Below are 26,414 nucleotides of genomic sequence, written 5' to 3' on the forward strand. Positions count from 1 at the left end.
TTTGGCGGGATGGTTAAAAACACAAACATTTTCAATAGAAGTATCCATGAAAACGTTTGTGTCAAGAAGTATTAAAAATAATTTGAAAAAGATGTATTTAAAGAAGATCTTCAGCCTCAGAAATAGTATTCAGAATATAATCAGGTGACGCCTTCTCAAGCTCTGATTGGGTTTGAGCTCCTGATAGAACAGCTATTGTAAGTCCGCAGCCTGCATTTTTGCCCTCTTCAATATCAATAACGGAATCGCCTGCCTTTAAAACCTTATTGGCTTCCGTAATATTGAATTTCTTCATTGCGAGATGAATCATTTCAGGGCTTGGACGGCTTTCCGAAACGTCGTCCGCAGTAATCAAAGCATCAAAATGAATGCTTTCCTTCCAGTTAAGTTTGTTCAAAAGCTGATGCGCAATCTCTGATGTATATCCTGTATTTAAAACGATCTTTTTGTTTTGAGACCTCATGCTCAGCAGAAAATCTTCTGTTCCGTTGATGGGTTTTACCTCAAGGTTTTTATAAGATTCTTTTAGCTGATCGGAAAAATTCTCAAAAATGGCAGGAGCATCCTCTTCATTTCCATTAATTTCTTTTAAAAGACTTGTGATGGCTTCCAGTTTTTCCATTCCGGCACAGCTGGATAATACTTTTTCAAGGCTTACTGTATAACCGTAATCATTCACAGCATGGGTAAGTGTTTTGTAGACTACATTATCTTCATCAACGGTTGTTCCGGCCATATCCAGAACTAATAATTCTATATTTTTCATGTAAATGTTATGCGTAAATTTTTTCAATATTAAACTTAGAGAAGCCACCGCTTCCCGTCATTCCTTTTCCCCCGATACCCGTTACAATATGAATGTTGGAAGATGGGCTGTGCTCAAAAATATCCTTTGTCTTGCACTGGGAATAGATCCCAAACCATCTTCTCTGAATTTCATACGTAGGAAGATCAATGATTTTCTTCGCTTCATGAATCATAAATTCATCAATCTCCATATTAAGATCATATCCCAGATCATCCGCATTTTTAGCATCCGCATACTCATGAGAATCTCCTATGATCACAGAGCCGTCAAGGGCCTGCTTGAATAAAATATGCACTCCGTATTTCTTTTCAAACGAATTAGGATCTTCCAAAGCCTTGATTTTCTGAAAAGAAGGACACTCGCTAAAAGACTCATACCTTCTCACGGAAAGTCCGGTAAGAATATTTCCCTGAAGTGAATAGATTCCCTGGGGTTTGGTCTGAAGCATCTGAAGTTTGCTCACTTCCAGATCGCTGTCATTGAATACTTTAGGATATAAAGTTTTGAACTCATGCCCGCCGCAGATGATGATTTTAGATGCATAAAATTCTATTCCGTCTGCAGTTACAGCGGTACATTTCTGATCATTTTCATGGGTTTCCAGCACTGTAGTATTATAGAAAATCTGCAATCCCATTTTTTCCTGAAGCAGCTTGTGAAGCTTTACAATCATATCTGCAGAATCTACAGAAAGTTCCTGCGGAAAAAACAGACCTCCTTTGCAGTAATCCGAACGGAGACCGTCAAATTTCTTGATGCAGTCGTTTTTGGATAATAAAACAGATTCATAATCATTATTTCGGTTGATTTCATATAGTTCTTCAATCAACTGAAGCTCCTCATCATTGGATGCGATATAGACAGATCCGTTTTGCCTGATGGTAAGATCTGCCTGATCATGAAGTTCATTGTATATAGTCAGGCTTTCCCTTCCGAAATTCTGCCATTTCAGATCCATTCCGGAAGGGACTACCTGTCCGAAATTCCTTACTGTGGCTCCCTGAGGAACAGAATTTCTTTCCAGTAAAGCTACTTTAAGATTTTTCTTCAGCGCATGATAAGCATGGAATGTTCCTAAAATTCCACCTCCTACAACGATTAAATCAAATTTTGTTGTCATTGTTCTATAATTTATAAAATTTTCGACGTATCGAAATTGATGAATTGATTAGAGTTTGAGTTTGATTTCGGCTTTGATTTCTTCCTGAAAGCCAGAAATGCAACCACCGAAAGAACGAAAACTGTTATGGTGATGATATAATTCAAGTTGATATAAAAATGTAACCACGAAGTCTGAGCCGATCCGAAGTTTTTATACAGCAGGATCAGCACACTTCCCAGATATCCGAATGAATCTACAATATAGATCAGAAAACCAACGTTTCCTTTGATTTCAAAGGCCGCGATCATCCGGTCAAAATAGATTCCATTGAAAGGAATATAACAAATGTACATTCCAAAACCTGAAATTGTCATCCATAAAAAAGGTGCCATATAACCCTGCTGAAACAGATAGGTAGAAAGTCCTACCGTAAGAATTCCTGCAAAAAGAATATAATGATAGCAGGCAAACGCTTTTTTATTGTTTTTCACTTTCACCATAAAGCTTAAAATCACAAGTACCATCACCGCAATAGGAATTTCTGTTAAGGTGAAAATAGAACTGTCTAAATTAAAATGCAGTCCGTCCCAGATTTCCCGGTTGAAGTTATCTCTGAAATCTCTTAAAACGGTTAAGCTGATATAAAGAAATATGATACACACGATCGGAACAAAAAACTTTTGAACCAGTGCTTTTCTTTCTGCACCATTCAACGGCTGTCTTTTATTTTTAAGCAAAATGTCTTCTTCCGAAGGTTGGGGAATTCTTTCAAGAAGCAATCCGAATAAAATCAATGGAATAATAAAAATAAGTCCGGCAGAAAATGGCATCCAGAATTCGGAAATGGAAAATGTATCCATTAAAAATTTTCCTGCTGACTTTGTAAATCCTGAAGAAACGACAAAGCTTGAACATAAAAACAAACCAATAATTTCCGTGGTTTTTCGCCCTTCGATATAGGAGAAAACAATTCCCCAGATCATTCCCAGCGGAATTCCGTTGATGAACATAAACAGAATATTGTAAGGAGCAGGAACGGCTGCAAACCCCAACAACGCAAGCTCAGCAATAGCAATGAAAGTAAAAAGATAAGTAATTCTTTTCTGGGGTTTTAGTTCAGAAATAAATTTGATCCCGATGAATTTTGAAATAAAATAGCCTACTGCCTGTGCAATGATAATCAGTATCTTATAATCTACCCCGAAATAAGAAAGTCCCTCGAAAGAAGCTACAGTAAAGGGTTTCCTGAAGCCGTACATGCAGAAGTATACACCGAAAGCGGCGAAAGCGGCCTTCAGTGTTACTAATGTTTTTTTATTGATGGTTCTGGCCATGATAAGGGTTTAGAAGTTCAGTTTTACTCCAAGATTGAATCGTACTCCGTAATATTCTACCTGTTCAGGACGGTCTTCACTTTTTCCGAAGTGATAGATCAGCGGTTTGTTCAGAATATTGTTCACATCCGCGTATAAAGTCAGATATCTGGTAAACTGATAAGAACCTCCGAAATCAAGATTGCTGTATTTTCCATAATAAGAATCGTTGATATCTTCCTCGGCATATTCTACTGCATATTTCCCTTTGTAGTTGTAAGCAAGCCTTGCGTTGAATCCTTTTTTCTCAAAGAAAAGCTGCGCATTGTATAACTCCTTTGCCTGATAGGGAAGGGCTACCGTTCTTCCGCTTGGTTTTTCCATTTCAGAAGTCATGAATGTAGCATTCAGTTGTACCCCGAAATATTGTAGAAGCCCTGGAAGGAAGTCAAATCTTTTATTAATTCCCAGCTCAATTCCTCCCAGCCATGCCGCTTTTCCATTATTAGGAGCGGTAAATTGTACGCCGTTGTTTCCGTTATAGTTTCCGATAAAAGAATCCTGGAAAATAGGATCTGTAATGGATTTATAGAAAACACCGCCACTCAGAATCCCTACGTTGGAGAAATAATATTCTCCCATCAGGTCAAAATTCAAAGAATAGGTAGGATTAAGATTGGGATTTCCCCCTTTGAATTCGTTATCTGCTTCACTATAAGTTCCTCCCGGAGTCAGATCTCCAAAATTGGGCCTTGAGAAAGTTCTTGTTGCTGCAAAGCGAAGATTAGCTTTATCGTTTAAAGTATATTTCAAGTGAATCATCGGAAGAACGGCCAGATAGTTTTTGGTATTTTCTACCGGTGTCAGTACATTATCATTTACGCTGTAACCTTTCACTTTTGTATTGGTATTGGATAATCTGATTCCTCCTAAAACGGTGATCTTGTCATTCAGTTTATAGGTTGCCATTCCATAAGCATCTGCATGTTTTTCAAACACATCAAAGTTCCTTCCCAGAGCTTTATTGTATTCCAGCGCTTCGGAATCTGCTGTGTTGATTTTCAGATTTCCCTGATGGTCATACCAGAACTGGTTCATTCCTGTGGTAGAAAGTACCGGACCAAATGTATTTCCGATGTGAGCATTCATTTCACTTAAATATTTCGGCCCATTAGGCTGTGTTGTGATGTATTGGGAATAATCAGACAGAAGAGGTGCTGTTCCGCTGCTCCAGTTGTAGAAAATATCGGAGAATCTTGCATTACGCTCTTTATCACGGTATTTAAAACCATATTTTAAAGTCAGTTTATCAGATGCATTGATCTCATGGTTGAAAGCCGCTACGATTTTATCCTTTTCCTCTACAAAAACCTTGTAAAATTCAAGATCTGTAAATCTCATTTGGGAAGCATCCATTTTAAAGTTCGGATCACTGTAAAAACCGAATAAAGCATCCGGATTTTTATAATCTAATTTCCCGCCATCTGCTTTCCAATACGCTCTAGGTCCATTTCCATGATTGGAAATATAATCAGGATTGATGCCTACACCGGATTGAGTGTACTTGATGACATAATAAGAATTGTTCTGTTTGTCTGGGATGTTTCCATACTTGAATTTGTTGTCATAATAAGAGAGATCCCAGTCAATTTTTCCTTTGTTTAATTGATGAACCGCTCCCAGGGAAGCAGACGTAAGTTCCGTTATCAATAAATTGTGAATGTTCTGAAGCTCCACTCTTGCCGTATTGTTCGCACTGCTGAATTTATCAAAACGGATTCTATGCTTGTAGTGGGTTTCATCGTCTGATAATGTCCCATACATTCCTTTTAAATAGAAAGTTGTCTTTGGAGAAAGTACATATTCAAAAGCCGTATTAATTCCTGTTGTCTTTCTCACCCCGTTATAATCACGGAGTTCCAGTCTGAAAACGCCTTCATCACCACTTCTTCTGGCCTCGAAATTGTCTGTAGACCAGTTTCTTATGAAGTGGGCGAAATTGAAAAGATACCCGAATTTTTTGTCTTTTGTTCTTCCGCCATATAAAAATCCAAGGTTGTAGACCCCTTTATCGGCTTTGACATTATATCCGCTTCCAATCGTTGCTTTAAACTCTGTTTTCATGGGTGGTGTTTTGGTGATGAAATTCACACCGCCGCCAATTCCGTCGGCCTCCATATCCGGAGTAAATGATTTGTTTACATGCACATAGGAGATCAGTTCCGTAGGGAAAAAGTCAAATGCAGTAGCTCTGGAGGTTGTCTCCTCTTCAGCCGTTGGAAGTCTGTTTCCATTAATGGTTGTGGATGCCCAGAATGGCGGAAGTCCTCTGAGGGAAACAAACCTTCCTTCTCCCTGATCTCTTTCAATAGAAACTCCCTGCACACGCTGTACGGTTTCTGCTGCATTTCTGTCCGGTAATTTTCCGATTCCGTCTGAGGCAATTACATTGGTAATATTGATTGCATTTTTCTGAAGATTCAACGCTCTCGCTTCCGTATTTTTCAATGTTCCGGTCACTACTATTTCATCAATGTTTTTTCGGGGCTGGGAAAGTTTAATGATTCCCAGATCAACCGTTTGCTCCGGTTTCAGATCAATAGTAATGTCTGAAGATTCATAACCAATATAACTGATTTGTAATGTATATTGACCTTCTTTGATATCATTGATGGCAAATTTTCCTTCAATATCGGTTGTTATATTTCTGGATAAGCCTTTTATTTTGACTGTTGCCCCAGGGAGAGGCTGGCTCTCATCAAGAACAGTTCCTATAATTAACTGTTTCTGCGCTGAAACAAAGACCATGAAACAGACAAAAACAAGGGTAAGTAATTTCTCTAATTTTGTTTTCATTTTTACATATATTAAATTTTTTATGCAAATCACGCTAATAATTTTAATATATATAAATATTTTATGTTAAGTATTGTTTAACAAATAAACGCCATTTGTTACAGCTATTTTAGTTTGAAAAGCATTGAATCTGATCTTTGAAAATTGGATAAAACAGGTTTAGAGATCACTCATACAACGTTTTTTGTAAATAATATCATATACTTATGAAATAGAGAATTGCTTCAAAACAGGAGTGTTTTGGTTAATATTTCGTTCATCTTGGAAGAAAACAGAAAAATAAAAGTTGCATATTTGTAAACTTTCATGTGTGCTTTAATTCAAAAATTGAAGAATGATGTAAAAATAAGATGATTATTATATGGATGTCTATAATGAATCTACACTACATTTGTCATTTTGAATGTTATGAAGAATCTCAAGTTATTGAATGCAAATAAGAGATTATTCCTTCGTCAGAATGACAAAAGCAAAATAATAAAAACTTTGTGTTAAAAAAATGAGATAGTTAAGCCGTATAAAAATAAAGAACAAGCATCACACAGCTCTCATTGCTGATGCTTACCGGAACGTGAGGAAATTTTCCGTTGAAATACAAAGAATCACCCTCTTTTAAGATGATTTCTTCATTGTCAATCATATATTTCACTTCTCCTTTCAGAATATATTTGAATTCCCAGGCATCCGTAATAACCTTTTCCCTTTTAGAATTGGGTTCGAGAGTCAGCAGTACAGCTTCAAACCCTAAAGAATGAAGACTTTTGCTGAAGATATGCATGTATTTGAACCCTTCAGCTTCCACCTCCTTTTCGATGACTTGCTGGCTTTCTTTCGGAACATAGATGAATTTGGCGTTGGATTTTTTCTCAACTCCTTCAAAAAAATAACTGGCGTCAATCTCAAGCGACTGAATCAGATCCAATAAAACAGGAAGTGAAGGAATAGTCCTTCCATTTTCAATTCTGGAAACAAGGCCGTTGCTCACGTTCGCTTTAAAAGCCAGTTCGTTAATGGTTAAATTATTCTTTTTTCTAATATCCTTTAATCTTTTGCCGATACCTATTAAAAAGTCATTCATACTGTGTGCAATTTAACCTGAATTATTTTTTCATCATTATATTCAAAACAAAGGTAATATTATTCTATAGAGTTTGGATATAAGAGGGAATCAATTCATTGAAAATTATTATTGCGTTTCCCGGCTTTCTCAGATTCTTTCGTCTTTTCTCTCCGGCAAAATTTCCCTATTTTTGTAAAACTCCTTATTTCATCTATGAAAAAAATTATTCTTATCGAAGACGAAACCAGTGTTGTCTCATTTATTAAAAAGGGACTTCAGGAAAATGGGTATGAGATTTCTGTTGCTTTTGACGGGCGTACAGGAGTGCAGCTGGTGCGGGCTAACGATTTCGATCTGGTTATTTTAGACATTATGCTTCCGGAAATGAATGGTCTGGATGTATGCAAAGAAATAAGAAAAACCAATCAGAGCGTTCCTATTTTATTTTTGACTGCTTTGGGAACTTCTGAAAATATCGTTCTTGGGCTGGAAAGCGGCGGAGATGATTATCTTGTAAAGCCTTTTAAATTTATTGAACTGGTGGCACGCGTGAAATCTCTGCTTAGAAGAAGCAATAACAATGGTCCACAGGAAATTGCCGAACCGGAGCCGGATAATGAACACGTATTTCAGTTTTCGGATCTCATGGTGAATGATTATACCAAGAAAGTAACCCGTGCCGGAGAAGATATTTCCCTTACTTCCACAGAATATAAACTCCTGTTGTATTTCCTGAATAATCCTGAAAAAGTAATTTCAAGAGCAGAAATTCTGGATGCGGTCTGGGGCGTAAACTATGAGCTGGGAACCAATGTGGTAGACGTTTATGTCAACTATTTAAGAAAAAAACTGGATAGCCAGGACGATAATAAGTTGATTCATACCGTGATAGGAATGGGGTATGTGTTGAAAAAAACATAATGAATGTTTAATAAAGTCATTACAAATCAAACCAAAACGATGGTGCTTTTGATGCTGGTTTTTACCGCCATCATTTTGCTGTTCAGTGGTTTGGTGTACTTTTCTATTGTTAATTTTTCGCATCAGAGGTTTTATGAGCTGCTGAAGATCAGAACGGCAACCATCGTTCAGATAGAAAAAAGCAAAGATCATCTCGATCTTCCGGAAAACTATGTTCTCAACAGTTTAAATGATGAGGAACTTCCGATGGAAAAAGACTATGTTTTTGCTGTTCCCAGTGATTCCAATTTCAAAAAAATATCTCAGGAAGTTCATATTCCTTCATATTTCTTTAAAAATATTATCAAAGAAGGAGAGTCCAATTATAATGATGAAGAATTCTATTATATAGGACAAAGCTTCAGATATGATGATAAAGATTATATTGCCATTGCTTCAGCCAAAAACCATTATGTGGTTTATTATCTGGGCTTCCTAAAAAGAACACTGCTTACCTGTATCGTACTGTCTCTGTTCTTTAGTATGATTTTTTCTTTTTATCTGTCCAAAACTTTATTCAGACCCATCTTAAAAATTACAGGAAAAGTAAAGGAAATCAGTTCCGAAAACCTTCATTTAAGGCTGGAATCACAGCCTGATAATAAAGAACTGAATGAGTTGGTAGACACCTTTAATGATATGCTCAACCGTATTGAAACGTCTTTCGAAACCCAGAATCACCTGATCGGAAATGTTTCCCACGAATTGAGAACTCCTCTTACCTCCATTATGGGTGAGGCGGATGTGGCACTTTCCATCAGCAGAACGGCCGATGAATACAAAGAAACCCTGGGAATCATTCTGGATGAAGCTGAAAAACTTGATAAAAAGATCAAAGCACTGCTTATGATTGCTCAAACCGGATTTGATGGAAAGATCCAGAAAATGGATAAGGTAAGAATCGATCAGCTTCTTTGGGATGTTATTGAAACGCTCAGAAGAATTGATTCCAGAAACAATATTTACCTTGATATCAGCATGCTTCCCGATAACCCGAAGAAACTGAAAGTACAGGGAAATGAACAGTTATTGCATCTTGCCGTAGCCAATATCATCAGTAATGGCTGTAAATATTCTAATTTCCAGCAGGTTAAAGTTTCGCTTGGAGCTACCAATGCAGACGTTTATATTATTGTAAAAGATAATGGTATCGGGATTCCGGAAGTGGAAATGAACAAAATCTACGATCCGTTTTTCAGGGCTTCGAATACCAATAATTACGAAGGCTACGGAATCGGGCTTCCGCTGGCAAGAAATATTGTAAGAATGCACCATGGTGAACTGATTGTAAGCTCGCACGAGAATCAGGGAACAACAGTACAGATGCGTTTTCCTAATTTCTACAGCACTCAGAAGAGCGAAGAAATCAATAAATAAGAATCTCTGTTCTGACTTTTTTTACTTGTTTTTAATTTTATTTTGTTTTGAAAATCAGTATGTTATATTGTTGATTTGGTTTCTTTTCGATTTTAGTTTATTGGGGTATGAACTCCTGTTAACAATTTTCTAATCTCATTTTAATCTCTTTAATCACATTTTAATTCCGTTCCAAAGATCTTCTAATATGGTCGTTCTAGTTTTGTATCATCAAAAAAGATAAACACAATACAAAATAATAAGAACATGACTAAAACAATTTTAATTGCAACAGATTACTCTCTTGAGTCATTGAACATATTGAAAAAAGTACTTAAAGAGAAAGATGCAGCAGAAGATCAGAACCAATATAATATCCTTCTGACTTCCGGATATGATTCCGGAGATTCTATCAGAGATCTTTTATTCAGTACCAAAACATCGATATTCAATAAAATCAGGCCTACGGAATTCTGTGATGCCTACGGAATCATCAGCAATAAATATCCACACCTGGTCAATAAAATCATATGTGATGTCTTTACAGGAAGTTTTCAGAGGACATTCAATCAGTACGTTAAGGCGGAAAATATTGTGGAAGCTTATTATTCTCCTGCTATCAAAAGCAAAGGAAATGGCAAGTTTGATCTGATTCCTTACATCAAAAAGTGTAAAGATCTGAAGTCTTATGAAATCCCTGTTGAAGTAAGAAAAAGACTTCCGGAAAGAGGAAGACTGGCAGAGATCTTTGTGGAAGCCTAAGAAGTTAAACACTATTTAAAAAGATAAAAAATGTTAAGAAATTATAGTAACAGCAGGACACTGGGAGACAATATCAGGTTGGGGACGCTGACTGCCTTTACGGCAGGTACTATAAATATAGCATCCCTATTGATATTTCTCTCTTTTACGTCGAATGTAACGGGGCACTACGCTATTTTGGCGGCGGAAATCAGTAAAGGAAACTGGACGCAGGTGGGAGTCGTAGGAGGATGGATCTTTTTGTTCTTCTTCGGAAGTTTCGTGTCCAACTTTATCGTTATCAATTTTAATAATAAAAGCAAATATTTTGCCCATGCCATGCCGATTGTGCTGGAAATTATATGTCTTCTTTTTGTGGGAATATACGGGCAGTTTTACTATCAGAAAACACTAGAAGAAACAGAATATTTAGTAGCATTAATGCTTTTCGCTACCGGACTTCAGAACGGTCTTACCGCAAGTATTTCCAACTTCTCCGTAAAAACAACCCACCTTACCGGAACTACTACTGACCTTGGAATTCTGACATCGATGTTTACCCAGAAAAAGTACAGAAAAAACGGAGAGCTGATTGGCAGAGCAAAACTTCTCATGAGTATTATGCTTGCCTATGTAATGGGAGCCGTATTTTCAGGATTAACTTACTACTATCTGGAATTCAGGGTGTTCTATGTCATCAGTATATGTCTTCTGATTGTCATCGGGTACGATGCCTATAAAATTCATATCCGTCACTTCAATACAAAATACAGATACAGCAGAATCTATAAAAAGCCCAATCTTTTTGCTTACCTGTATGATAAAATCCATGGAATTCCTAAAAGAGAAAAGAAAAGAAAATTGGTCTTTGAGGATTAAATTAGAAAACACACTATTAATTTTTTGTATAAACTAGCTGTAAATGCCCTTATTTTATTATAAAATAGGGGTGTTTTTCTTAAAAATGATCTTACTAATCAGTATTTCTGTTGTTTTTTGCCCTATTTACTGGCTGCTGAAATGAAAGTTTCCTGATCATAAAAATAAACCTGCTAACGCCCTTCATTACAAACATTAAAAAAATCAGTTGGGGATAAATAGGCAAAAATGTTGATAATTAAATATTAAATCACGATTTTAGTATTTTAATTCCCGTTTTCATTAACTATTTTTGTAAGTTGATTTACGTTTTTATGTCAGATATTATTCAGCTTTTACCGGATCATGTAGCCAACCAAATTGCAGCGGGAGAGGTGGTGCAGCGGCCTGCATCCATTGTGAAAGAACTTTTGGAAAATGCTATTGATGCAGATGCAACGAAAATTGAACTGATCATCAGAGATGCCGGGAAAAACCTTATTCAGGTGGTAGATGACGGAAAAGGAATGTCTGAAACAGATGCCCGCATGGCTTTTGAAAGACATGCTACCTCCAAAATAAAAGGAACAGAAGATATCTTTAAGATTGCCACAAAGGGATTCCGTGGGGAAGCACTGGCTTCGATAGCAGCGGTTTCACAGGTGGAGCTGAGAACGAAACAGAAAGATACTTCCATCGGAACCAATATCTATATTGAAGGAGGAGTTTTCCAGTTTCAGGACCCGGTTCAGACAGCAGACGGATCAAACTTTCTGGTTAAAAATCTTTTCTATAACGTTCCTGCAAGAAGGAAGTTTTTGAAAAATAATAATATTGAATTCAGACACGTAATTGATGAATTTCAACGAGTTGCGCTAGCTCATGAGAACCTTGAGTTTTCCCTGTTCCACGATGATGAAGCTGTTTTCAGGCTGAGAAAAGGAAGTCAGATGCAGCGTATTGTGGATGTTTTCGGAAGAAAATTACAGCCACTTTTAATTCCCATTAAAGAAGATATTATCTGGTGTAAGCTTCACGGTTTTGTTGCCAAGCCGGAAGGAGCAAAGAAAGCAAGGGGAGAACAGTTCCTTTTTGTGAATGGAAGGTATTTCAGAAGTCCATACTTCAATAAAGCAGTACAGGAAGCATTTGAAGGGCTTCTTCAACCGGGATATGTGCCTTCGTTTTTCCTTTTTCTGGAGCTTGATCCGGAGAAAATAGATGTCAACATCCATCCACAGAAAACAGAAGTGAAATTTGAAGATGAACATCTTATTTTTGCTTTGCTTCGTTCAACCATTAAAAGATCTTTAGGAATTTATAATGTTTCTCCAAGTCTTGATTTCGACAGAGATCCTGAACTGGATGAAATGATGAATAAACCGATTCCCAGCAAAGGAAATGGAGGCGGAACCGGTGGCGGTGTTTTTAAAATGCCTGAAATCATTGTAGATAAAGACTATAATCCGTTTCTGGAGGAGAAAAATGTAGTACATCCGGAGGAAATTCAGAACCTTACAGAAATGTACCATCAGAATATTACGGCAGAACCTTCAAAGATCAATCTTTTTGAAGATGAAGATTTTGACGAAGACCTGATGAGACTTCCCAATGGATACTGGCTTTTCAACAAAGGAGATGTCACATTAATGCTGGATTTGGGAAGAATGCACAGATTATTGGTTTCTGAAGGAAATAAATCCACCAGAAAATCCAATACAAACAGCCATGCTCTTCTTTTCTCTCTGGAATATCATATGAATGAAATCGAAAAGACAAAATACAATTCGATAAAAAAATATCTTCCGGAATTAGGGTTTGACATGAAAATTGCTCATGAAAGTGTACTTCGAATAGATTCGCTTCCTGAAGGACTGAAAGAAACCCAGGCCATGAAATTTCTCGAAAACCTTTTTGAGATCCTGGACTACAAGACGGAAGAAGAATTTATGCAGTATTACCATAACCAATGGAGTAAAATGCAGTCGAAGTCAAGATTTGACTTTATTTATAAAAAAGATGCGGAACAGCTTATTAAAGACTTTACAGCATTAGGCTTCCCGGAGTTTTTACCGGATGGTAAAAGATGCTTTTATGAAGTTCCGTTTAACGACTTTAAAAACAAATTTTAAAGAATATGTTTAACAATATACCACCCATCACAAAGAATATCATTATCATTAATGTTATAGTATACCTCATATCTAATTTTATTTTTAAAGGATTGTATGATTCCTTGGTAGGCTATTATCCTTTTTCTCCACTCTTCAAATCATGGCAGGTAATTACACATATGTTTATGCATGCTCCTCTTGAAGAACCTGGAGGGATAATGCATATTTTATTTAATATGTTTACTTTGTTTAGTTTTGGACCTGTTTTGGAGCAAACGCTTGGAGATAAAAAATATCTGATATTATACTTTGCAAGTGGTCTTGGTTCCTTTTTCTTGTTCAATTTGTGGAATTTTGTTGAAATTCAACAAATTGTTTCTGGTCTGGAAAGCTTAGGAGTAAATGCTTCTGAAATTTATTCAAGGGTATCTCTTAACACCGCAGATTATTTATCATTCCATGCGTCTACTCAGGAAGCACAGAATTTGTCAGATCAGCTTTATACAGATTTAAGATCACGAATGTTGGGTGCTTCGGGAGCGATTTTCGGAGTAGTAGCTGCATTTGCAACATTGTATCCCGATTCTAAAATTGGAATCATGTTTATTCCTGTGCCTATAAAAGTAAAATATCTTTTGCCTATTATTGTTATGGTTTCCATATATCTTGGGGTGTCAGGAAATGGAGGAGGAGTTGCTCATCTGGCTCACGTGGGTGGTGCTTTGGTAGGATGGCTGCTGGCAAGAATTTGGAAAAAACATTTGTACAGATTCAACTAAAGCAGCATTGTGAAGGCTTTCCGACTTATATTGTTCATAATCCACCTGGGAATTTTATTTCTACTGTTGGGTACTTTATTGAACGCTTACGTTCCACCAAAGATTTTTCCATGGTTTAATCTGCTTTCCTTAGGTTTTCCTGTGCTTATTATAGTATATGTTATGCTAACGGTTTTCTGGGTATTCAGCTGGAAAAAACGAGCTTTTGTATTTATGTTTGCAGGTTTAGCGTTTATAAATCCTGTAAAACGTTGGGTTAATTATTCTTCGCCTGAAAGTGGGAATTCTGATATAAAAATAGTTTCTTTCAATACGAGAGCTGGCGGAAGAGGAAGTGCGGAGACAGGACCTTACCTGAAGTCTCTGGATGCGGATGTTCTTCTTTTACAGGAGGATGCCGGTATAATATATCGATTTGATGGATATCAGAAAGCAAATCCTGGTGGAGGTTTGACGATTTTAACCAAACACAGAATTGTTAAACAGCAGCTCATAGATCCGCAGGATGAAAATGTAAGAATTCCCGGATTACAGGTTGATATAGAAATTAAAGGTAAGGTATACAGATTCATTGATGTCTATCTCAATCCTTTTCGCTTTCAAAAAGATATGGTGAGACTTAATGGAAATACCGATACCGATGAACAAAAAATAAAAGATGTTGTTAAAAGGCTGATTCCCACCTTTAAAAAACATCAGGATCAGGTAACACTTATTCGTGAGGCAATTGACAATTCTCCTTATCCTGTAATTCTAGCGGGCGATTTTAATTCTGTACCCAATTCTTACGAATATTATCATTTATCAGACGGGCTTGAAGATGCATTTGTGGAAGCAGGAAGAGGAAGTGCAACCAGTTTTCACGATTATAAATTTCCTATCAGAATTGATTATATTTTTTCTTCACAATCATTAAAGGTAATATCTTATAAAGTTGACCGTTCTGTAAGTATTTCAGATCATTATCCTGTCATAGTTAAGTTTTCTACGGAGAACAGGTAATCATAAAAATAGTTAAAATTATCTGCTTGGTAGGATTTTTGTTGAAAGAAAACCGTACCAAGACCGTTTTTTCATGAAGTCGAACCAGATATTACTATTTATACATATCGTTGTTGCTGTTTTGCTGTTATGCACATTGGGGAATGCATGGATTCCGCCCAATATTTTAGGCAACCTGAATCTTCTGTCTCTTGGTTTTCCTTATCTGATCCTGGCGCATGTGGTTCTTACGCTGATCTGGATCTTTAAAAAAGAAAAAATTGCTATTGCTTTTGTATTAGGGACATTTATTTTCTATAATCCAATCAGAAGATGGATCAACTTTTCTCCCAAAACAGAAAATTTAAAAACAATACGGGATATCAAGGTATTGACATTTAATGTGAAATACGGAGAGTATGGCTGGGATAAAGTAAAGGACTACATCAAAGCACAGGATGCTGATATTATTCTGGTACAGGAAAAAGATACCAATCGGGTTATAAAACGTGATCTTATAAAATATCCGTCAGTTATTCTTAAAACTAAGCATAAAATTGTAAGACAAGCGGAACTTATTGATGAAAAGGCTCGCGGAAATTCATTCTATGCTGATATAGACATTAATGGAAAAGTAATCAGAATTATTAATGTATATCTTGAGCCCTTCAGACTTCATAAATCGATGTTTACGAAACTAGATGGATTTGGTTTGGGAAATGTTTCAACATTACTTTCTCATATGACTCCTACATTCCAGGCCCACGAAGATCAGGTAAAAAGAATCAGAAAAATGGTAGATTTATCTCCTTATCCTGTTATTCTGGCAGGAGATTTTAATTCTGTTCCCAATTCTTATGAATATTACAATCTTGGAAAAGACCTTCAGGATGCCTTTCTGGTAGCAGGAAAAGGTAGTGCGAGCAGTTTTCACGATTATAAAGTTCCTTTGAGGATTGATTATATTTTCACTTCGAAATCCATCATTCCGTTAAGCTATAAAGTAGACCAGTCTGTGAAATTATCGGATCACTATCCTGTAATTGCAGAATTTCTATTAAATTAGTTCCATGAAAAATTTACTGACTGCGATTTTTATTTATACCGTTCTTTTTACGGCTTGTTCCAAGAAAGAATCTCCGGGCTTCGTAGCTGAACAGGAAGTAAAAATACGTTATGATACTATCGCTATCGACTCCTTTTCTACAGGAGCTGTTTCAGTAGATATTGCACGGAAAATAAGAATGTCTTCTCCTCAGTATATTGATTCTGTAAAACAGGCTAAAAAATTACAGGATGAAGAAAATAAGCTCAAAGCAGAGCTTGAAAAAGAAAACAAGGCAAAACAGGAAGAAGAAAAGAAAAAAGCAGGGGCTGAAAAGAAGCTGAAGACAGCAGAAAAGCCGTCAGCCCAGGAATCCAAACCAGAATAAATCCGAATTCCATTAAAAAATAAACAATATGAAAAAACAAATTCTAGCTGCAATCGTGATCTCAGTATTCACTGTAGCATGTACAAAATCAACAACAAAAACAGAACAGGTAGAGAATCCTGATGGATCTACTACCACCACTACCACTACCACTACTGAAACACCTAACGTTGTGGATAGTGCAAAGATCAGCAATGCTAAGGAAGATGTGAAGGCTAAAGTAGATGAAGCAGGTAATAAGATTGATGCTGCTGCCCAGAAGGCAAAAGATAAAATAGATGCCACAGCTGATAAGACAAAAAAGGATCTTAACAAAGCAGGTCAGGATATAAAGACTGAAGCTAATAAAGTAGGGCAGGATGCAAAAGAAGCTGCGAAAAAAGGAGCTTCGAAAATAGAGGAAGCCGCTAAGAAAGTGAAAGAAGATTTAAGCAAATAATTTAAAAGCCGTAGTTCAGTAGAATTACGGCTTTTTTAGTCTGCAGTGGAGAGGGTTAGGAATCTCTCTCTTATTTATTCATTTCCAGGAGTGGATCAATATATTCTCTGTCGTTGCTTAATCTTGGCACTTTATTTTGTCCGCCTAGTTTTCCTTTAGCTTCCAGCCAGTGATAGAACAGATTTTCTTTAGCGATATGTACAATCGGCCTTTTTAGAGTCATATTATTGTATCTTTTTGCTTCATAGTCTGAATTAATGGTCTTTAAATGCTTGTCAAAAGCATCAATAAAATTGTCAAGGCTGTCAGGCTGCCGGCTGAATTCAAAAATCCATTCGTGGGCACCTCCTTCATTTCCCTTCATAAATACAGGAGCTCCTGTAAAATCCGTAATTTGTGCTCCCGTTGTTTCACAAGCTTTTGAAAGGGCAGATTCCACATTGGTGATCATGAGCTCTTCTCCAAAAGCATTGATATAGTGTTTTGTTCTTCCTGTTATTTTTATTCTGAAAGGATTGATCGAGGTAAAGACAACGGTATCACCAATCAGGTATCTCCAAAGCCCTCCATTGGTGGTGATCACCATGGCGTAATTTTTTCCTGTTTCCACATCTTCCAGACTTACTACCTTCGGATTTGAAAAATGAAACTGATCCATCGGGATAAACTCATAAAATATCCCATAATCCAGCATCAGCAGCATCTCATCACTGTCTGATCTGTCCTGGATCCCAAAGAAGCCTTCGGAAGCATTGTAAATTTCGTAGTAATTGATGTTTTTTCCGATGATCTGTCTGAATTGTTCCCTGTAGGGCTTAAAGCTGATTCCGCCGTGAAAAAACACCTCTAAATTAGGCCACAGCTCAGAAATGCTTCCTACATTGGTTTCTCTTAATACTCTTTGCAGAAGAACCATCATCCAGCTTGGTACTCCAAGGATACTTCCTACATCTTCATTTTTTACTTCAGAAGTGATTGCTTTAAGCTTGCTTTCCCATTCTCCCATTAAAGAAACTTTCTTACTCGGAGTGGTGGTAATTTCTACCCAAAAAGGAAGGTTGTCAATTAAAATAGCAGATAAATCTCCAAATTTTGTATTAAAATCTGCATATAGCTCGGAGCTTCCTCCTAAACGTAAATTTTTATAATTAAAAAGCTGGTTTTCGGGATGGTTGTTGGCATAAATGGAAACCATGTCCTTTCCGGCTTTCATGTGGCAGTATTCAAGGCTTTCAGCAGAGATAGGAATGAATTTGCTTTTAGCATTGGTTGTACCCGATGATTTGGCAAAATGTTTAATAAGACCAGGCCAGCTTACATCTTTATATCCCTGTCTGGCTTTTTCAATAAAAGGCTCCATTTCTTCATAGGTAACAATAGGAACTTTGTTTTTGAAATCCTGATAGCTTGAGATAGAATTGAATCCGTATAACTTGCCATATTCTGTATCCTCCGCATGAAACAGCTGAGAAAAAAGTATACCTTTCTGGGTTTCAATAGGATGGTCCATAAAATTCTGTATCTGGTCAATCCTTTGACGGATGAACCAGTTGACTACTGTATTGAAAAGTGCTTTGGTTGCCATTTCAACAAATATAATGATATTTGAATTTTCAGAAAATTTTTTACGTGATTAAATAAAAAAACCGTCACAAAATTTGTAACGGTTTGATATTTATTTGATTGCTTGTTAGCAATATTCATCGTATGCTGCCTGAAGGTTTGCTGCAATGGCCCCTGCAGGGTTTCCTTCGATGTGATGTCTTTCCAGCATGTGAACCAATTCACCATCTTTGAAAAGTGCTACACACGGAGAACTTGGAGGGAATGGAGCAAGGTGTTTTCTTGCCTCTACTACTGCTTCAGTATCAAATCCTGCAAATACAGTTGTTAAATGATCTGGTTTTTTGTCTCCAGTCAAAGAGTAAACTACTCCCGGTCTTGCAGCACCTGCAGCACAACCACATACGGAGTTGATTACCAATAATGTAGTTCCGGACTGCTTCAATGCATCTTCTACCTGAGCCGGAGTTGTTAAATCCTGGAAACCTTTATCTGTAAGCTCTGCCTTCATGGGCATTACTAAATCTGTTGGATACATATATTTTGTTTTTTATCTCTACAAAGTTAAGCAATTCTTTGCGTTTGTTCAATATATAAAAACTATCAATTGATTAGTCATATAAAATTAACCAAATATTAATACTGTAATAATATGCTATAAATAATGAAATAATACTAGGAATATTAAAATATTATTATTAAATTTGAAATGATTCTGAAAAACAAACGATCATGAAAAAACATTTATTGCTTTCCCTCGAGCAATTAATAACTTAAATACTTTCTGAAATATGGTAGTAGCTTAATTCTTTTTTCAGTTTAGAATCAAAACTGATTAACAAACTTTAATATCCAAAGAAATGAATCCCGGAACTGAAGAGCTCCGGGATTCTTTAATCAAATCGATATGCAAAGGTTGTATATCCTTAGTTATGGAATGAGATATGTGTTTGCGAAATTAAGATCAACTCAAAATCCCGAAACCCGAATCACATTATGAAAGGAGCTTTTTAGCCATCTCGGAAATACTTTTTCCGTCTGATTTTCCGGCTAATGCTTTTGATGCCACTCCCATTACCTTCCCTAAATCTTTAGCAGATTCAGCTCCGGTTTCAGAAATAATATTTTTAATTTCTGTTTCTAATTCTTCAGCCGTAAGCTGTTTGGGTAAAAACTGCTCAATAACTTTCATTTGAGCATCTTCTACTTCTGCAAGGTCATTTCTTCCCTGTGCAGTAAATTGATCGTAAGAATCTTTACGTTGTTTTACCATTCTCTGAAGAATAGCAATTTCCTGTTCTGCGGTTACTTCGGCTCCGATAGCTTCAGTTTTAAGCAGTAATATCTGGGATTTCACAGCACGCAGAGAATCCAAAGCCACTTTGTCTTTGGCTCTCATTGCTGTTTTTATAGCTTCGTTTATTGTATTTTCTAAACTCATGTTTATATGCTTTAGGCTTTAGGCAATAAGCAGTAAGCTTTTTGATCCGGCTGGGATAGCCTATGGCTTACTGCATACTGCTTATAGCATTTAATCAACGTCTTTATTTAAAAATCTGTTTTCTCTGATCTGCATAGATCCATTGTTATCAGACAGGTAAGTGTTGATGTTCTGGTCTGATGCATTGTTTCCGTCGATAGAAATATTTTTTCTTTTAAAAGCAGGAATAGATTCGAATTCACTTGTGCTGTCAAAATTTTGGTAGCGGGAGTTGAATTCTTTTAATTTATTTCTTCTTTCAATCACTCTGTCCTGATCTGCCGTTTTGTTCACGAACGTGAATTCTGATTCTTCAGTTTTTGGAGTTTCAATTTCAGTTTTGTTTTCAAAAGTTGATCTTACTTCAAATTTTGGTTCTTCCTGTTTCTGGTAGAAAGTTTCAATCTTTTGAGTGGGTTCAGCTATCGCAGCATTTGCAGGTGTATTAAATTCTGCTTTTGGCTGTCCAAAATCCGTATTTGGTTCGTTTCTGATAGGCTCGTTTACGAAGAAACTGAATTCAACAGGTTTTTCATTTGAAAATGAGTTGTTGAATGGAGTTCCGGATTGTGGTTCCTCTTTTTTGTTTTCAAAATCAAATGAGAAAGACTGGATTTCAAGATCATTAGGATCTTCATTTTCTTCATCAATAGATAATAAGCTGTATTCCTCTTCTTCATCATTTCTCCAGTTTTGTTCCGGGGTGTTTACCGTATCTTCCTCTTTATCAAAGAATTTTATTTCAGTTCTGGGCTGCTCTTCTTCAATAATCATTTTTTTTTCAGCAGACGTCACATTGAACGGAGTGTCATGCTCTTCGTCATCCAGTCTGAAAAGATTTTTTCCACCAAAATCATGGGCTGCTCCAGGAGCTGATTCTCTTTCTTCTCTTGTTTTGAAAGGAGAATTTTTAGGAGTCTCAAAACTGTCGTTAAGACTAATTCTGATTTTTTCTGTAGGCCCTGCAAACTTTTTATTATCGTTAGAGAACCCCGTTGCGATTACAAGAACGCTTACTGCATCTCCTAATTCTTCATCTGCTCCCACCCCGAAAATGATATCTGCAGTATTTCCTGCTTCTTTCTGGATGTGGTCCATGATGATACCGATTTCATCCATGGTAACTTCTTCAGCACCACTTCTGATCAATAACAGAACGTTCTTAGCTCCTGTAATCTTATTGTCATTCAATAACGGAGAATCAAGGGCTTTTCTTACAGCTTCTTCGGCTTTATTTTCACCTGAAGCTGTTCCTGTAGACATCAATGCTGTACCAGAATTCTGAAGTACAGATTTAGCATCTCTAAAGTCAATGTTTACATCAAAGTAACCGGTAATAACTTCTGCCATACCTTTCGCGGCATTGGTTAACACTTCATCGGCCTTTGAGAATCCCTGTTTGAATCCAAGGTTTCCGAATTGCTGTCTTAGTTTATCATTGTTGATCACAATAAGCGAGTCAACATTATTTCTTAATTTATCAAGACCGTTTTCTGCCTGTTCCAGTCTTCTTTTCCCTTCAAAACTGAAAGGAACGGTAACAATACCTACGGTAAGAATTCCCATGTCTTTTGCCACTTTAGCAATGACGGGAGCGGCTCCGGTACCTGTACCACCACCCATTCCGGCGGTGATGAACACCATTTTGGTGTTTTGTCCCATAGCAGCCTTGATATCCTCAATACTTTCAATCGCGGATTTTTCTCCAACTTCAGGATCGGCACCAGCTCCAAGACCTTCTGTGATAGAAGTTCCCAGCTGAACTTTATTGGCTACCGGGTTATTATCTAAAGTCTGAGCATCCGTATTACAGATCACGAAATCAACTCCGTGAATTCCTTTCTCGTACATGTGCTTCAAAGCGTTGTTTCCACCGCCCCCTACACCGATTACTTTTATAATGGATGAATTTCCTTTTGGCAAATCAAATGAAAATCCTTGTGTACCTATATTTTCCATAACTATACTTTTAATAATTGATAAGTGATAGATGATAATTGATGAATGATATTCGTTATTAAATTAATAAATATTAAATTATTTCCAGCTATCATTGACCATTAATCTTGTATCATTTATATTTATTCTACTTCTTCAAAGAATTTTTTTACTTTTTCCATAAGCGACTGTCCGAAGGTCAGTTTCGCCTTTCTGTTCTCCTGTCTCTCATTTTCAAAAGACTGCTGCTCCTGAACGGGTACTGCCTGTTGAATAGCCTGAACCGTTTCCGGCTGTGCTGAAGGCGTTTCCTGCTTGAGCTGCTCAGTAACAATCTCTCTCTCTTCATCAGCATTCTGCTTTTTGTCTCTGATCTTTAAACTCTCCATCAGTAATCCGATAGAAGTAGCAAATTCAGGACCTTTCAGGTACTGATTTTTGTCGTTGGCGATATATTCATTCGCAAAACCGATTCTGCTGTCAAAACCTGTCGTATAATTGGCCAGCTGACGAAGGTGTTTCAGATTTGAACCCCCTCCAGTAAGAACGATTCCGGCAATCAGTTTTTTCTTTTGTTCAAAAGCACCGTAAGCTTTCAGTTCTGTATTCACCATTTCCAAAACTTCTTCTACTCTCGCGTTAATAATCTGCGCTAAAGTTTTTAAAGAAATCTCTTTGTCCGGTCTTCCGTGAAGTCCGGGAATGGTTACAAAAGTACTGTCTTTTTCTAATTCGGGAACAGCCGAACCAAACTTTACTTTCAGTTGTTCTGCGTGTTTCTCTATAATGGAACAGCCTTCTTTGATATCTTCGGTAATAATTCCGCCTCCGTATGGAATCACACAGGTATGACGGATGATATTATCTTTAAAGATTGCAATATCTGTTGTACCACCACCAATGTCAACAATTGCCACACCGGCTTCTTTTTCTTCTTTTGTAAGTACAGCTTCTGAAGATGCCAATGGCTCTAAAGTAAGGGCTTCCATTTCTAATCCGGCTTCACGAACGCATCTTGCAATATTTCTGATACTGCCCATTTGCCCTACTACAACGTGGAAGTTGGCTTCTAAACGTTTTCCATGCATTCCGACAGGTTCCTGAATTTCACCCTCGGAATCTACTTTATATTCTTGAGGAAGTACGTGGATAATTTCTTCTCCGGGAAGCATAACCAGCTTTTTTACCTGATCTTTTAATGCTTCGATGTCGTCGTCTGTAATAAATTTATCAGGATGTTCACGCATAATATAATCGGAGTGCTGCAGAGAACGGATGTGTTTTCCTGCAATACCTACTGTTACTTTGCGGATAGGAACTCCGGCACTGGATTGTGCTTCGGATACTGCAGCCTTGATTGAATTAATAGTTTGTGAAATGTTATTCACAATACCTTTATGAACACCAAGACTTTTAGCTTTTCCTACACCGAGAACTTCTATTTTCCCGTGTGCATTCCTTCTTCCGACAATCGCGACTATCTTCGTTGTCCCGATGTCCAGACCTACTGAATACTCTTGATTTTCCATTTTATATCGATTTGATTTTTTCTACTTTTTTATCTATAAGGATAGTTTCCTATTTGTGTATAACTTATTCTATTTTAACTTTTGCCTTAGGCTTGGACTGGGCCTTGACGGGTGGCTTTTTCTCTGCTTTTTTTGTTTCTTTTGTTTGTCCTTTCGGTTTTGTGCTCTCTTTCGGCTTTACCGAGGTGGAGCTGGTCTTTTTTACCTCTGCTGTTTTGGGTTTCGTCTCCGTCTTTTTAGCGGTTGTTGGGGAAGGAACTTTTGCCAATTCCATCTTTCCTGCCTTTAAAATACTGTCGTTTTCTTTAAAATAAGGGTTTAAAGTAGTGACAATCTGATTCTGATATTTCACAGAAACCATACTGTATTTCTGAGGGTCCTGATACACCAGGTATTTTTCCACAAACGTTTTAAATCCTTTTACTTTAAAATCAATATTATCAAGATCTCCGATCTCAACTCTGTAGTTTCCTTCGCTTGTCAGAAGATTATAACTGTCTTTATTTTTAGAGATTCCGATAAAGTATTTCTTACTGAAATCATCTTTATCAATTTTTTCTACCAGTTCTGCCAGCTTCTCATATTCATCAGGCTTTACGTTTCCGGTTACCAGCATACATGGATGTGAGTAGGTTCTTGAAATAGGGAATTCAATTCCTTTTTCATCCACATAAAAGTCTTTTCCGTCTTTATTTAATCTGAAAACAGGTACTCTCTGTTTGATATCCAGATTCAGCTTTCCATTCAGGTTCAAGTAGACGTTGGCACTGTCTACCGCCGGAAGAGAATTTATTCTTTTTTCTAAAGAAGGGATATTAAGGTCTCCTACTTTTCCTGATGGATTTTCTTTTTTTACTAGTTCCCTGATGTCTTTTTCATCCACGAAATAGACCGGAGTTTTCTCACTCATTTTTACAGAAATCTTATTGTCTGTAATCTGTTGGTGGCTGAATCTCTTCAATGAGAAACTCAGTAACAATCCAAGGATGATTACCGTGACAACAATTTTTAATATTCTGTATTTATTTTTCATATTTTTCTTTAATCACAAAGGATGTAAAGCAGTTTTATTTTCTTTATAATTTATTTACAACTCGTTTTACTCCATTTTTGAATAATATTGAATGGAAGTTCAAAATCATTCCAAGTTTTATATCTGTTATTCTTAAATAATTTAAAAGCTGGAAAAAATGATAATCATTAATCTCCTGAATTGCCTTTATTTCAATTATTACTTTGTTTTCAACTAATAAATCTACTCTGAACGCTTTAGAAATTTTTAATTCTTCATATTCAATGTCGATATTTTTTTGACTTTCTACATTCAATCCTCTATTTTTTAGTTCATAAACTAAACATTCTTCATATACATTTTCATAAAGCCCAATTCCAAGCGTACGATGTATTTTCATTCCAGCATCGAAAACAATTTCTGAAATTTTATTTTCAATCATACATTTTGTGTTTTTATTTTTAACGCTATGATCGCAAAGCAATCTTTTTATTTTTTCCGTTCGCGAGGGCGTTTCACTCAGCTACGGCTATATTTTTATAATTTGTTTTAATAATATAATTTGTTTTCTCATTTGCTGAGTGAAACGCCTTTGCGAACGATTTTATACTTTTATTCGCGAACGCAGCGTTTAATCAAACCTTTTCTATCCATTCACAAATAGGATCATACAGGGTGTCTATATTTCCTGCACCTACCGTAAGAAGGATATCAAAATCTTTTTCTTTTATTTTTTCAAAAGCATCGGATAATGTGGATACTTCTTTTTTATCTAATGTTACCTTATCCAACAGCCAGCTTGAAGTAATTCCTTCAAAATTTTCCTGAAGCTCTCTTGCAGGGTAAATGTCAAGAAGGATCAACTCATCTGCTTTGCTTAAACTTTCTGCAAATCCGTCTGCAAAATCTCTTGTTCTGCTGAAAAGGTGAGGCTGGAAGGCTACCAACAGCTTTTTATCAGGATAAAATGTTCTGATTGAACTCATTACAGCATTGATTTCTGTAGGGTGGTGAGCATAATCATCAATGTAAATTTTACCGTTTTGATAAATATGTTTGGTATATCTTCTTTTAATTCCTTTAAAATTGGCAATTGCTTTTTTCAGCGTATCAAAATCTGCGCCTAAATTATGCAGAATAGCCAGTGCTACAGTGGCATTTTCCACATTATGGATCCCCGGAATTTCCCAGACAAAATCTTTAACTGTTTCGGTTGGGGTATGGAAATCAAAATAAATTTTATCATGATCCATACGAAGGTTGTCTGAATAATAATCTGCAGGCTCATTTACCGCATAAGTCTGATGCCCTCTGCCAATTTCCAGACCTTTTCTTACAAAAAGTTGTTTGTCTTGAGGAACTAACGCTGCGAATTGTCTGAATCCTTCTTCAATATGATTTATATCTCCATAAATGTCCAGGTGATCAGCATCTGTAGAAGTTACTACTGCCCAGTCTGGAGACAGGTTCAGGAAGCTTCTGTCATATTCGTCTGCCTCTACCACGGAATATTTGGAACCGTTGTACAGGAAGTTGGATTTAAAGTTTTCAGAAATTCCTCCCAAAAAACATGAAAATGGAAGATCTGCTTCTTTGCATAAGTGAGCCACAAGGGTAGACGTGGTAGTCTTTCCATGAGTTCCTGCAACAGCTATACAATCTGTATTTTCTGTGATTAATCCTAAAACTTTAGCACGTTTCAACACTTCAAACTGATTTTGGTTGAAGAAATCAAGGATTCCCAGTCTTTTAATGGCTGGCGTATAAATAACTAATGTATCTTCTTTTTTAAGGGAAGTGATCCTTTCATCAACAAGGTCTTCAAAAACAATATCAATCCCTTCATTCATCAGATTCTGAGTCAGTTTTGTATTGGTTTTGTCATAACCCAATACTTTTTTTCCGGATGCATTGAAATAGCGTGCTAACGCACTCATTCCAATACCTCCGATTCCAACGAAGTAAAAAGTCTGATATGTTTGTAAAATGTTCATTTTATATTTAATCTTTAATAACTTCTGAACCAGTTCAGAGTTTTATTTTTATTATAAAGCTTTCATCAGCTAACATTCATGACCCTTAATAAATTATA

General features: G+C 36.6%; 23 protein-coding genes. 10 read left to right on the top strand and 13 right to left on the bottom strand.

Annotated elements, in window-relative coordinates; genetic code table 11:
• Positions 1 to 97 precede the first annotated feature (97 nt).
• The 5 genes from C8D70_RS12030 to C8D70_RS12050 form a co-directional block, all read right to left on the bottom strand.
• Complete coding sequence (locus C8D70_RS12030) at positions 98 to 766, bottom strand: phosphonatase-like hydrolase (RefSeq protein WP_110367470.1); 669 nt, start codon at positions 764 to 766, stop codon at positions 98 to 100.
• Between the two features lie 7 nt (positions 767 to 773).
• On the bottom strand, positions 774 to 1,928 hold the full coding sequence (locus tag C8D70_RS12035) for a TIGR03364 family FAD-dependent oxidoreductase (RefSeq protein ID WP_110367471.1): 1,155 nt from the start codon (positions 1,926 to 1,928) through the stop codon (positions 774 to 776).
• An 11-nt stretch (positions 1,929 to 1,939) separates the two neighbouring features.
• Positions 1,940 to 3,244 (bottom strand): DUF5690 family protein, encoded by a 1,305-nt coding sequence (locus tag C8D70_RS12040; RefSeq protein WP_076595248.1) that lies wholly within the window; start codon positions 3,242 to 3,244, stop codon positions 1,940 to 1,942.
• A 9-nt stretch (positions 3,245 to 3,253) separates the two neighbouring features.
• Entirely contained in the window at positions 3,254 to 6,079 is a 2,826-nt protein-coding gene (locus C8D70_RS12045) for a TonB-dependent receptor (RefSeq protein WP_110367472.1), read from the bottom strand.
• A gap of 508 nt (positions 6,080 to 6,587) precedes the next feature.
• On the bottom strand, positions 6,588 to 7,157 hold the full coding sequence (locus C8D70_RS12050; protein ID WP_110367473.1) for a helix-turn-helix domain-containing protein: 570 nt from the start codon (positions 7,155 to 7,157) through the stop codon (positions 6,588 to 6,590).
• A gap of 195 nt (positions 7,158 to 7,352) precedes the next feature.
• Between C8D70_RS12050 and C8D70_RS12055 the strand changes: the two genes are divergently transcribed.
• From C8D70_RS12055 to C8D70_RS12100, 10 genes are all read left to right on the top strand, one after another.
• The gene (locus C8D70_RS12055) at positions 7,353 to 8,060 is read left to right on the top strand and encodes a response regulator transcription factor (RefSeq protein WP_076595250.1); all 708 of its coding nucleotides are present in this window, start codon (positions 7,353 to 7,355) and stop codon (positions 8,058 to 8,060) included.
• 3 nt (positions 8,061 to 8,063) lie between these two features.
• Entirely contained in the window at positions 8,064 to 9,476 is a 1,413-nt protein-coding gene (locus C8D70_RS12060) for a sensor histidine kinase (protein ID WP_110367474.1), read from the top strand.
• A gap of 246 nt (positions 9,477 to 9,722) precedes the next feature.
• Positions 9,723 to 10,217: a hypothetical protein gene (locus tag C8D70_RS12065; protein ID WP_076595252.1), complete on the top strand. Its 495-nt coding sequence runs from the start codon at positions 9,723 to 9,725 to the stop codon at positions 10,215 to 10,217.
• Between the two features lie 30 nt (positions 10,218 to 10,247).
• A complete protein-coding gene (locus C8D70_RS12070; RefSeq protein WP_076595253.1) occupies positions 10,248 to 11,075 on the top strand; it encodes a YoaK family protein in 828 nt (275 codons plus the stop codon).
• Between the two features lie 314 nt (positions 11,076 to 11,389).
• Positions 11,390 to 13,186 (top strand): DNA mismatch repair endonuclease MutL, encoded by a 1,797-nt coding sequence (gene mutL, locus C8D70_RS12075; RefSeq protein WP_076595254.1) that lies wholly within the window; start codon positions 11,390 to 11,392, stop codon positions 13,184 to 13,186.
• A gap of 5 nt (positions 13,187 to 13,191) precedes the next feature.
• On the top strand, positions 13,192 to 13,947 hold the full coding sequence (locus C8D70_RS12080; protein WP_110367475.1) for a rhomboid family intramembrane serine protease: 756 nt from the start codon (positions 13,192 to 13,194) through the stop codon (positions 13,945 to 13,947).
• Positions 13,948 to 14,160: 213 nt separating this feature from the next.
• Complete coding sequence (locus tag C8D70_RS12085) at positions 14,161 to 14,949, top strand: endonuclease/exonuclease/phosphatase family protein (RefSeq protein WP_083688790.1); 789 nt, start codon at positions 14,161 to 14,163, stop codon at positions 14,947 to 14,949.
• Positions 14,950 to 15,022: 73 nt separating this feature from the next.
• Positions 15,023 to 15,994: an endonuclease/exonuclease/phosphatase family protein gene (locus tag C8D70_RS12090; protein WP_076595257.1), complete on the top strand. Its 972-nt coding sequence runs from the start codon at positions 15,023 to 15,025 to the stop codon at positions 15,992 to 15,994.
• Positions 15,995 to 15,998: 4 nt separating this feature from the next.
• A complete protein-coding gene (locus C8D70_RS12095) occupies positions 15,999 to 16,361 on the top strand; it encodes a hypothetical protein (protein WP_110367476.1) in 363 nt (120 codons plus the stop codon).
• A 28-nt stretch (positions 16,362 to 16,389) separates the two neighbouring features.
• Positions 16,390 to 16,800: a hypothetical protein gene (locus C8D70_RS12100; protein ID WP_110367477.1), complete on the top strand. Its 411-nt coding sequence runs from the start codon at positions 16,390 to 16,392 to the stop codon at positions 16,798 to 16,800.
• A gap of 70 nt (positions 16,801 to 16,870) precedes the next feature.
• Here C8D70_RS12100 and C8D70_RS12105 read toward each other — a convergent pair whose 3' ends face one another.
• The 8 genes from C8D70_RS12105 to murC form a co-directional block, all read right to left on the bottom strand.
• Positions 16,871 to 18,385 carry a GH3 auxin-responsive promoter family protein gene (locus C8D70_RS12105; RefSeq protein WP_110367478.1) on the bottom strand — a complete coding sequence of 505 codons (1,515 nt, stop codon included), beginning with the start codon at positions 18,383 to 18,385 and terminating at the stop codon, positions 16,871 to 16,873.
• Between the two features lie 105 nt (positions 18,386 to 18,490).
• A complete protein-coding gene (locus C8D70_RS12110) occupies positions 18,491 to 18,901 on the bottom strand; it encodes a BrxA/BrxB family bacilliredoxin (RefSeq protein ID WP_027372869.1) in 411 nt (136 codons plus the stop codon).
• A 456-nt stretch (positions 18,902 to 19,357) separates the two neighbouring features.
• A complete protein-coding gene (locus C8D70_RS12115) occupies positions 19,358 to 19,804 on the bottom strand; it encodes a GatB/YqeY domain-containing protein (protein WP_076595261.1) in 447 nt (148 codons plus the stop codon).
• 90 nt (positions 19,805 to 19,894) lie between these two features.
• Positions 19,895 to 21,802 carry a cell division protein FtsZ gene (gene ftsZ / locus C8D70_RS12120; RefSeq protein ID WP_076595262.1) on the bottom strand — a complete coding sequence of 636 codons (1,908 nt, stop codon included), beginning with the start codon at positions 21,800 to 21,802 and terminating at the stop codon, positions 19,895 to 19,897.
• Between the two features lie 122 nt (positions 21,803 to 21,924).
• Positions 21,925 to 23,310 carry a cell division protein FtsA gene (ftsA, locus tag C8D70_RS12125; protein WP_110367479.1) on the bottom strand — a complete coding sequence of 462 codons (1,386 nt, stop codon included), beginning with the start codon at positions 23,308 to 23,310 and terminating at the stop codon, positions 21,925 to 21,927.
• Between the two features lie 64 nt (positions 23,311 to 23,374).
• A complete protein-coding gene (locus C8D70_RS12130) occupies positions 23,375 to 24,343 on the bottom strand; it encodes a cell division protein FtsQ/DivIB (protein WP_110367480.1) in 969 nt (322 codons plus the stop codon).
• A gap of 43 nt (positions 24,344 to 24,386) precedes the next feature.
• Entirely contained in the window at positions 24,387 to 24,764 is a 378-nt protein-coding gene (locus C8D70_RS12135) for a GxxExxY protein (protein ID WP_076595265.1), read from the bottom strand.
• A 193-nt stretch (positions 24,765 to 24,957) separates the two neighbouring features.
• Positions 24,958 to 26,316, bottom strand: coding sequence for a UDP-N-acetylmuramate--L-alanine ligase (gene murC, locus C8D70_RS12140; protein WP_076595266.1), 1,359 nt, complete (start codon positions 26,314 to 26,316; stop codon positions 24,958 to 24,960).
• Between the last annotated feature and the right edge of the window lie 98 nt (positions 26,317 to 26,414).

It is taken from the genome of Chryseobacterium sp. CBTAP 102 (assembly GCF_003201365.1).
Classification (GTDB): Bacteria; Bacteroidota; Bacteroidia; order Flavobacteriales; family Weeksellaceae; genus Chryseobacterium; species Chryseobacterium candidae.

Coding starts and splice junctions, on each gene's coding strand:
- C8D70_RS12030 (WP_110367470.1), bottom strand. CDS start 766: ATGAAAAATATAGAATTATTAGTTCTGGATATGGCCGGAACAACCGTT.
- C8D70_RS12035 (WP_110367471.1), bottom strand. CDS start 1,928: ATGACAACAAAATTTGATTTAATCGTTGTAGGAGGTGGAATTTTAGGA.
- C8D70_RS12040 (WP_076595248.1), bottom strand. CDS start 3,244: ATGGCCAGAACCATCAATAAAAAAACATTAGTAACACTGAAGGCCGCT.
- C8D70_RS12045 (WP_110367472.1), bottom strand. CDS start 6,079: ATGAAAACAAAATTAGAGAAATTACTTACCCTTGTTTTTGTCTGTTTC.
- C8D70_RS12050 (WP_110367473.1), bottom strand. CDS start 7,157: ATGAATGACTTTTTAATAGGTATCGGCAAAAGATTAAAGGATATTAGA.
- C8D70_RS12055 (WP_076595250.1), top strand. CDS start 7,353: ATGAAAAAAATTATTCTTATCGAAGACGAAACCAGTGTTGTCTCATTT.
- C8D70_RS12060 (WP_110367474.1), top strand. CDS start 8,064: ATGTTTAATAAAGTCATTACAAATCAAACCAAAACGATGGTGCTTTTG.
- C8D70_RS12065 (WP_076595252.1), top strand. CDS start 9,723: ATGACTAAAACAATTTTAATTGCAACAGATTACTCTCTTGAGTCATTG.
- C8D70_RS12070 (WP_076595253.1), top strand. CDS start 10,248: ATGTTAAGAAATTATAGTAACAGCAGGACACTGGGAGACAATATCAGG.
- mutL (WP_076595254.1), top strand. CDS start 11,390: ATGTCAGATATTATTCAGCTTTTACCGGATCATGTAGCCAACCAAATT.
- C8D70_RS12080 (WP_110367475.1), top strand. CDS start 13,192: ATGTTTAACAATATACCACCCATCACAAAGAATATCATTATCATTAAT.
- C8D70_RS12085 (WP_083688790.1), top strand. CDS start 14,161: ATGTTTGCAGGTTTAGCGTTTATAAATCCTGTAAAACGTTGGGTTAAT.
- C8D70_RS12090 (WP_076595257.1), top strand. CDS start 15,023: ATGAAGTCGAACCAGATATTACTATTTATACATATCGTTGTTGCTGTT.
- C8D70_RS12095 (WP_110367476.1), top strand. CDS start 15,999: ATGAAAAATTTACTGACTGCGATTTTTATTTATACCGTTCTTTTTACG.
- C8D70_RS12100 (WP_110367477.1), top strand. CDS start 16,390: ATGAAAAAACAAATTCTAGCTGCAATCGTGATCTCAGTATTCACTGTA.
- C8D70_RS12105 (WP_110367478.1), bottom strand. CDS start 18,385: ATGGCAACCAAAGCACTTTTCAATACAGTAGTCAACTGGTTCATCCGT.
- C8D70_RS12110 (WP_027372869.1), bottom strand. CDS start 18,901: ATGTATCCAACAGATTTAGTAATGCCCATGAAGGCAGAGCTTACAGAT.
- C8D70_RS12115 (WP_076595261.1), bottom strand. CDS start 19,804: ATGAGTTTAGAAAATACAATAAACGAAGCTATAAAAACAGCAATGAGA.
- ftsZ (WP_076595262.1), bottom strand. CDS start 21,802: ATGGAAAATATAGGTACACAAGGATTTTCATTTGATTTGCCAAAAGGA.
- ftsA (WP_110367479.1), bottom strand. CDS start 23,310: ATGGAAAATCAAGAGTATTCAGTAGGTCTGGACATCGGGACAACGAAG.
- C8D70_RS12130 (WP_110367480.1), bottom strand. CDS start 24,343: ATGAAAAATAAATACAGAATATTAAAAATTGTTGTCACGGTAATCATC.
- C8D70_RS12135 (WP_076595265.1), bottom strand. CDS start 24,764: ATGATTGAAAATAAAATTTCAGAAATTGTTTTCGATGCTGGAATGAAA.
- murC (WP_076595266.1), bottom strand. CDS start 26,316: ATGAACATTTTACAAACATATCAGACTTTTTACTTCGTTGGAATCGGA.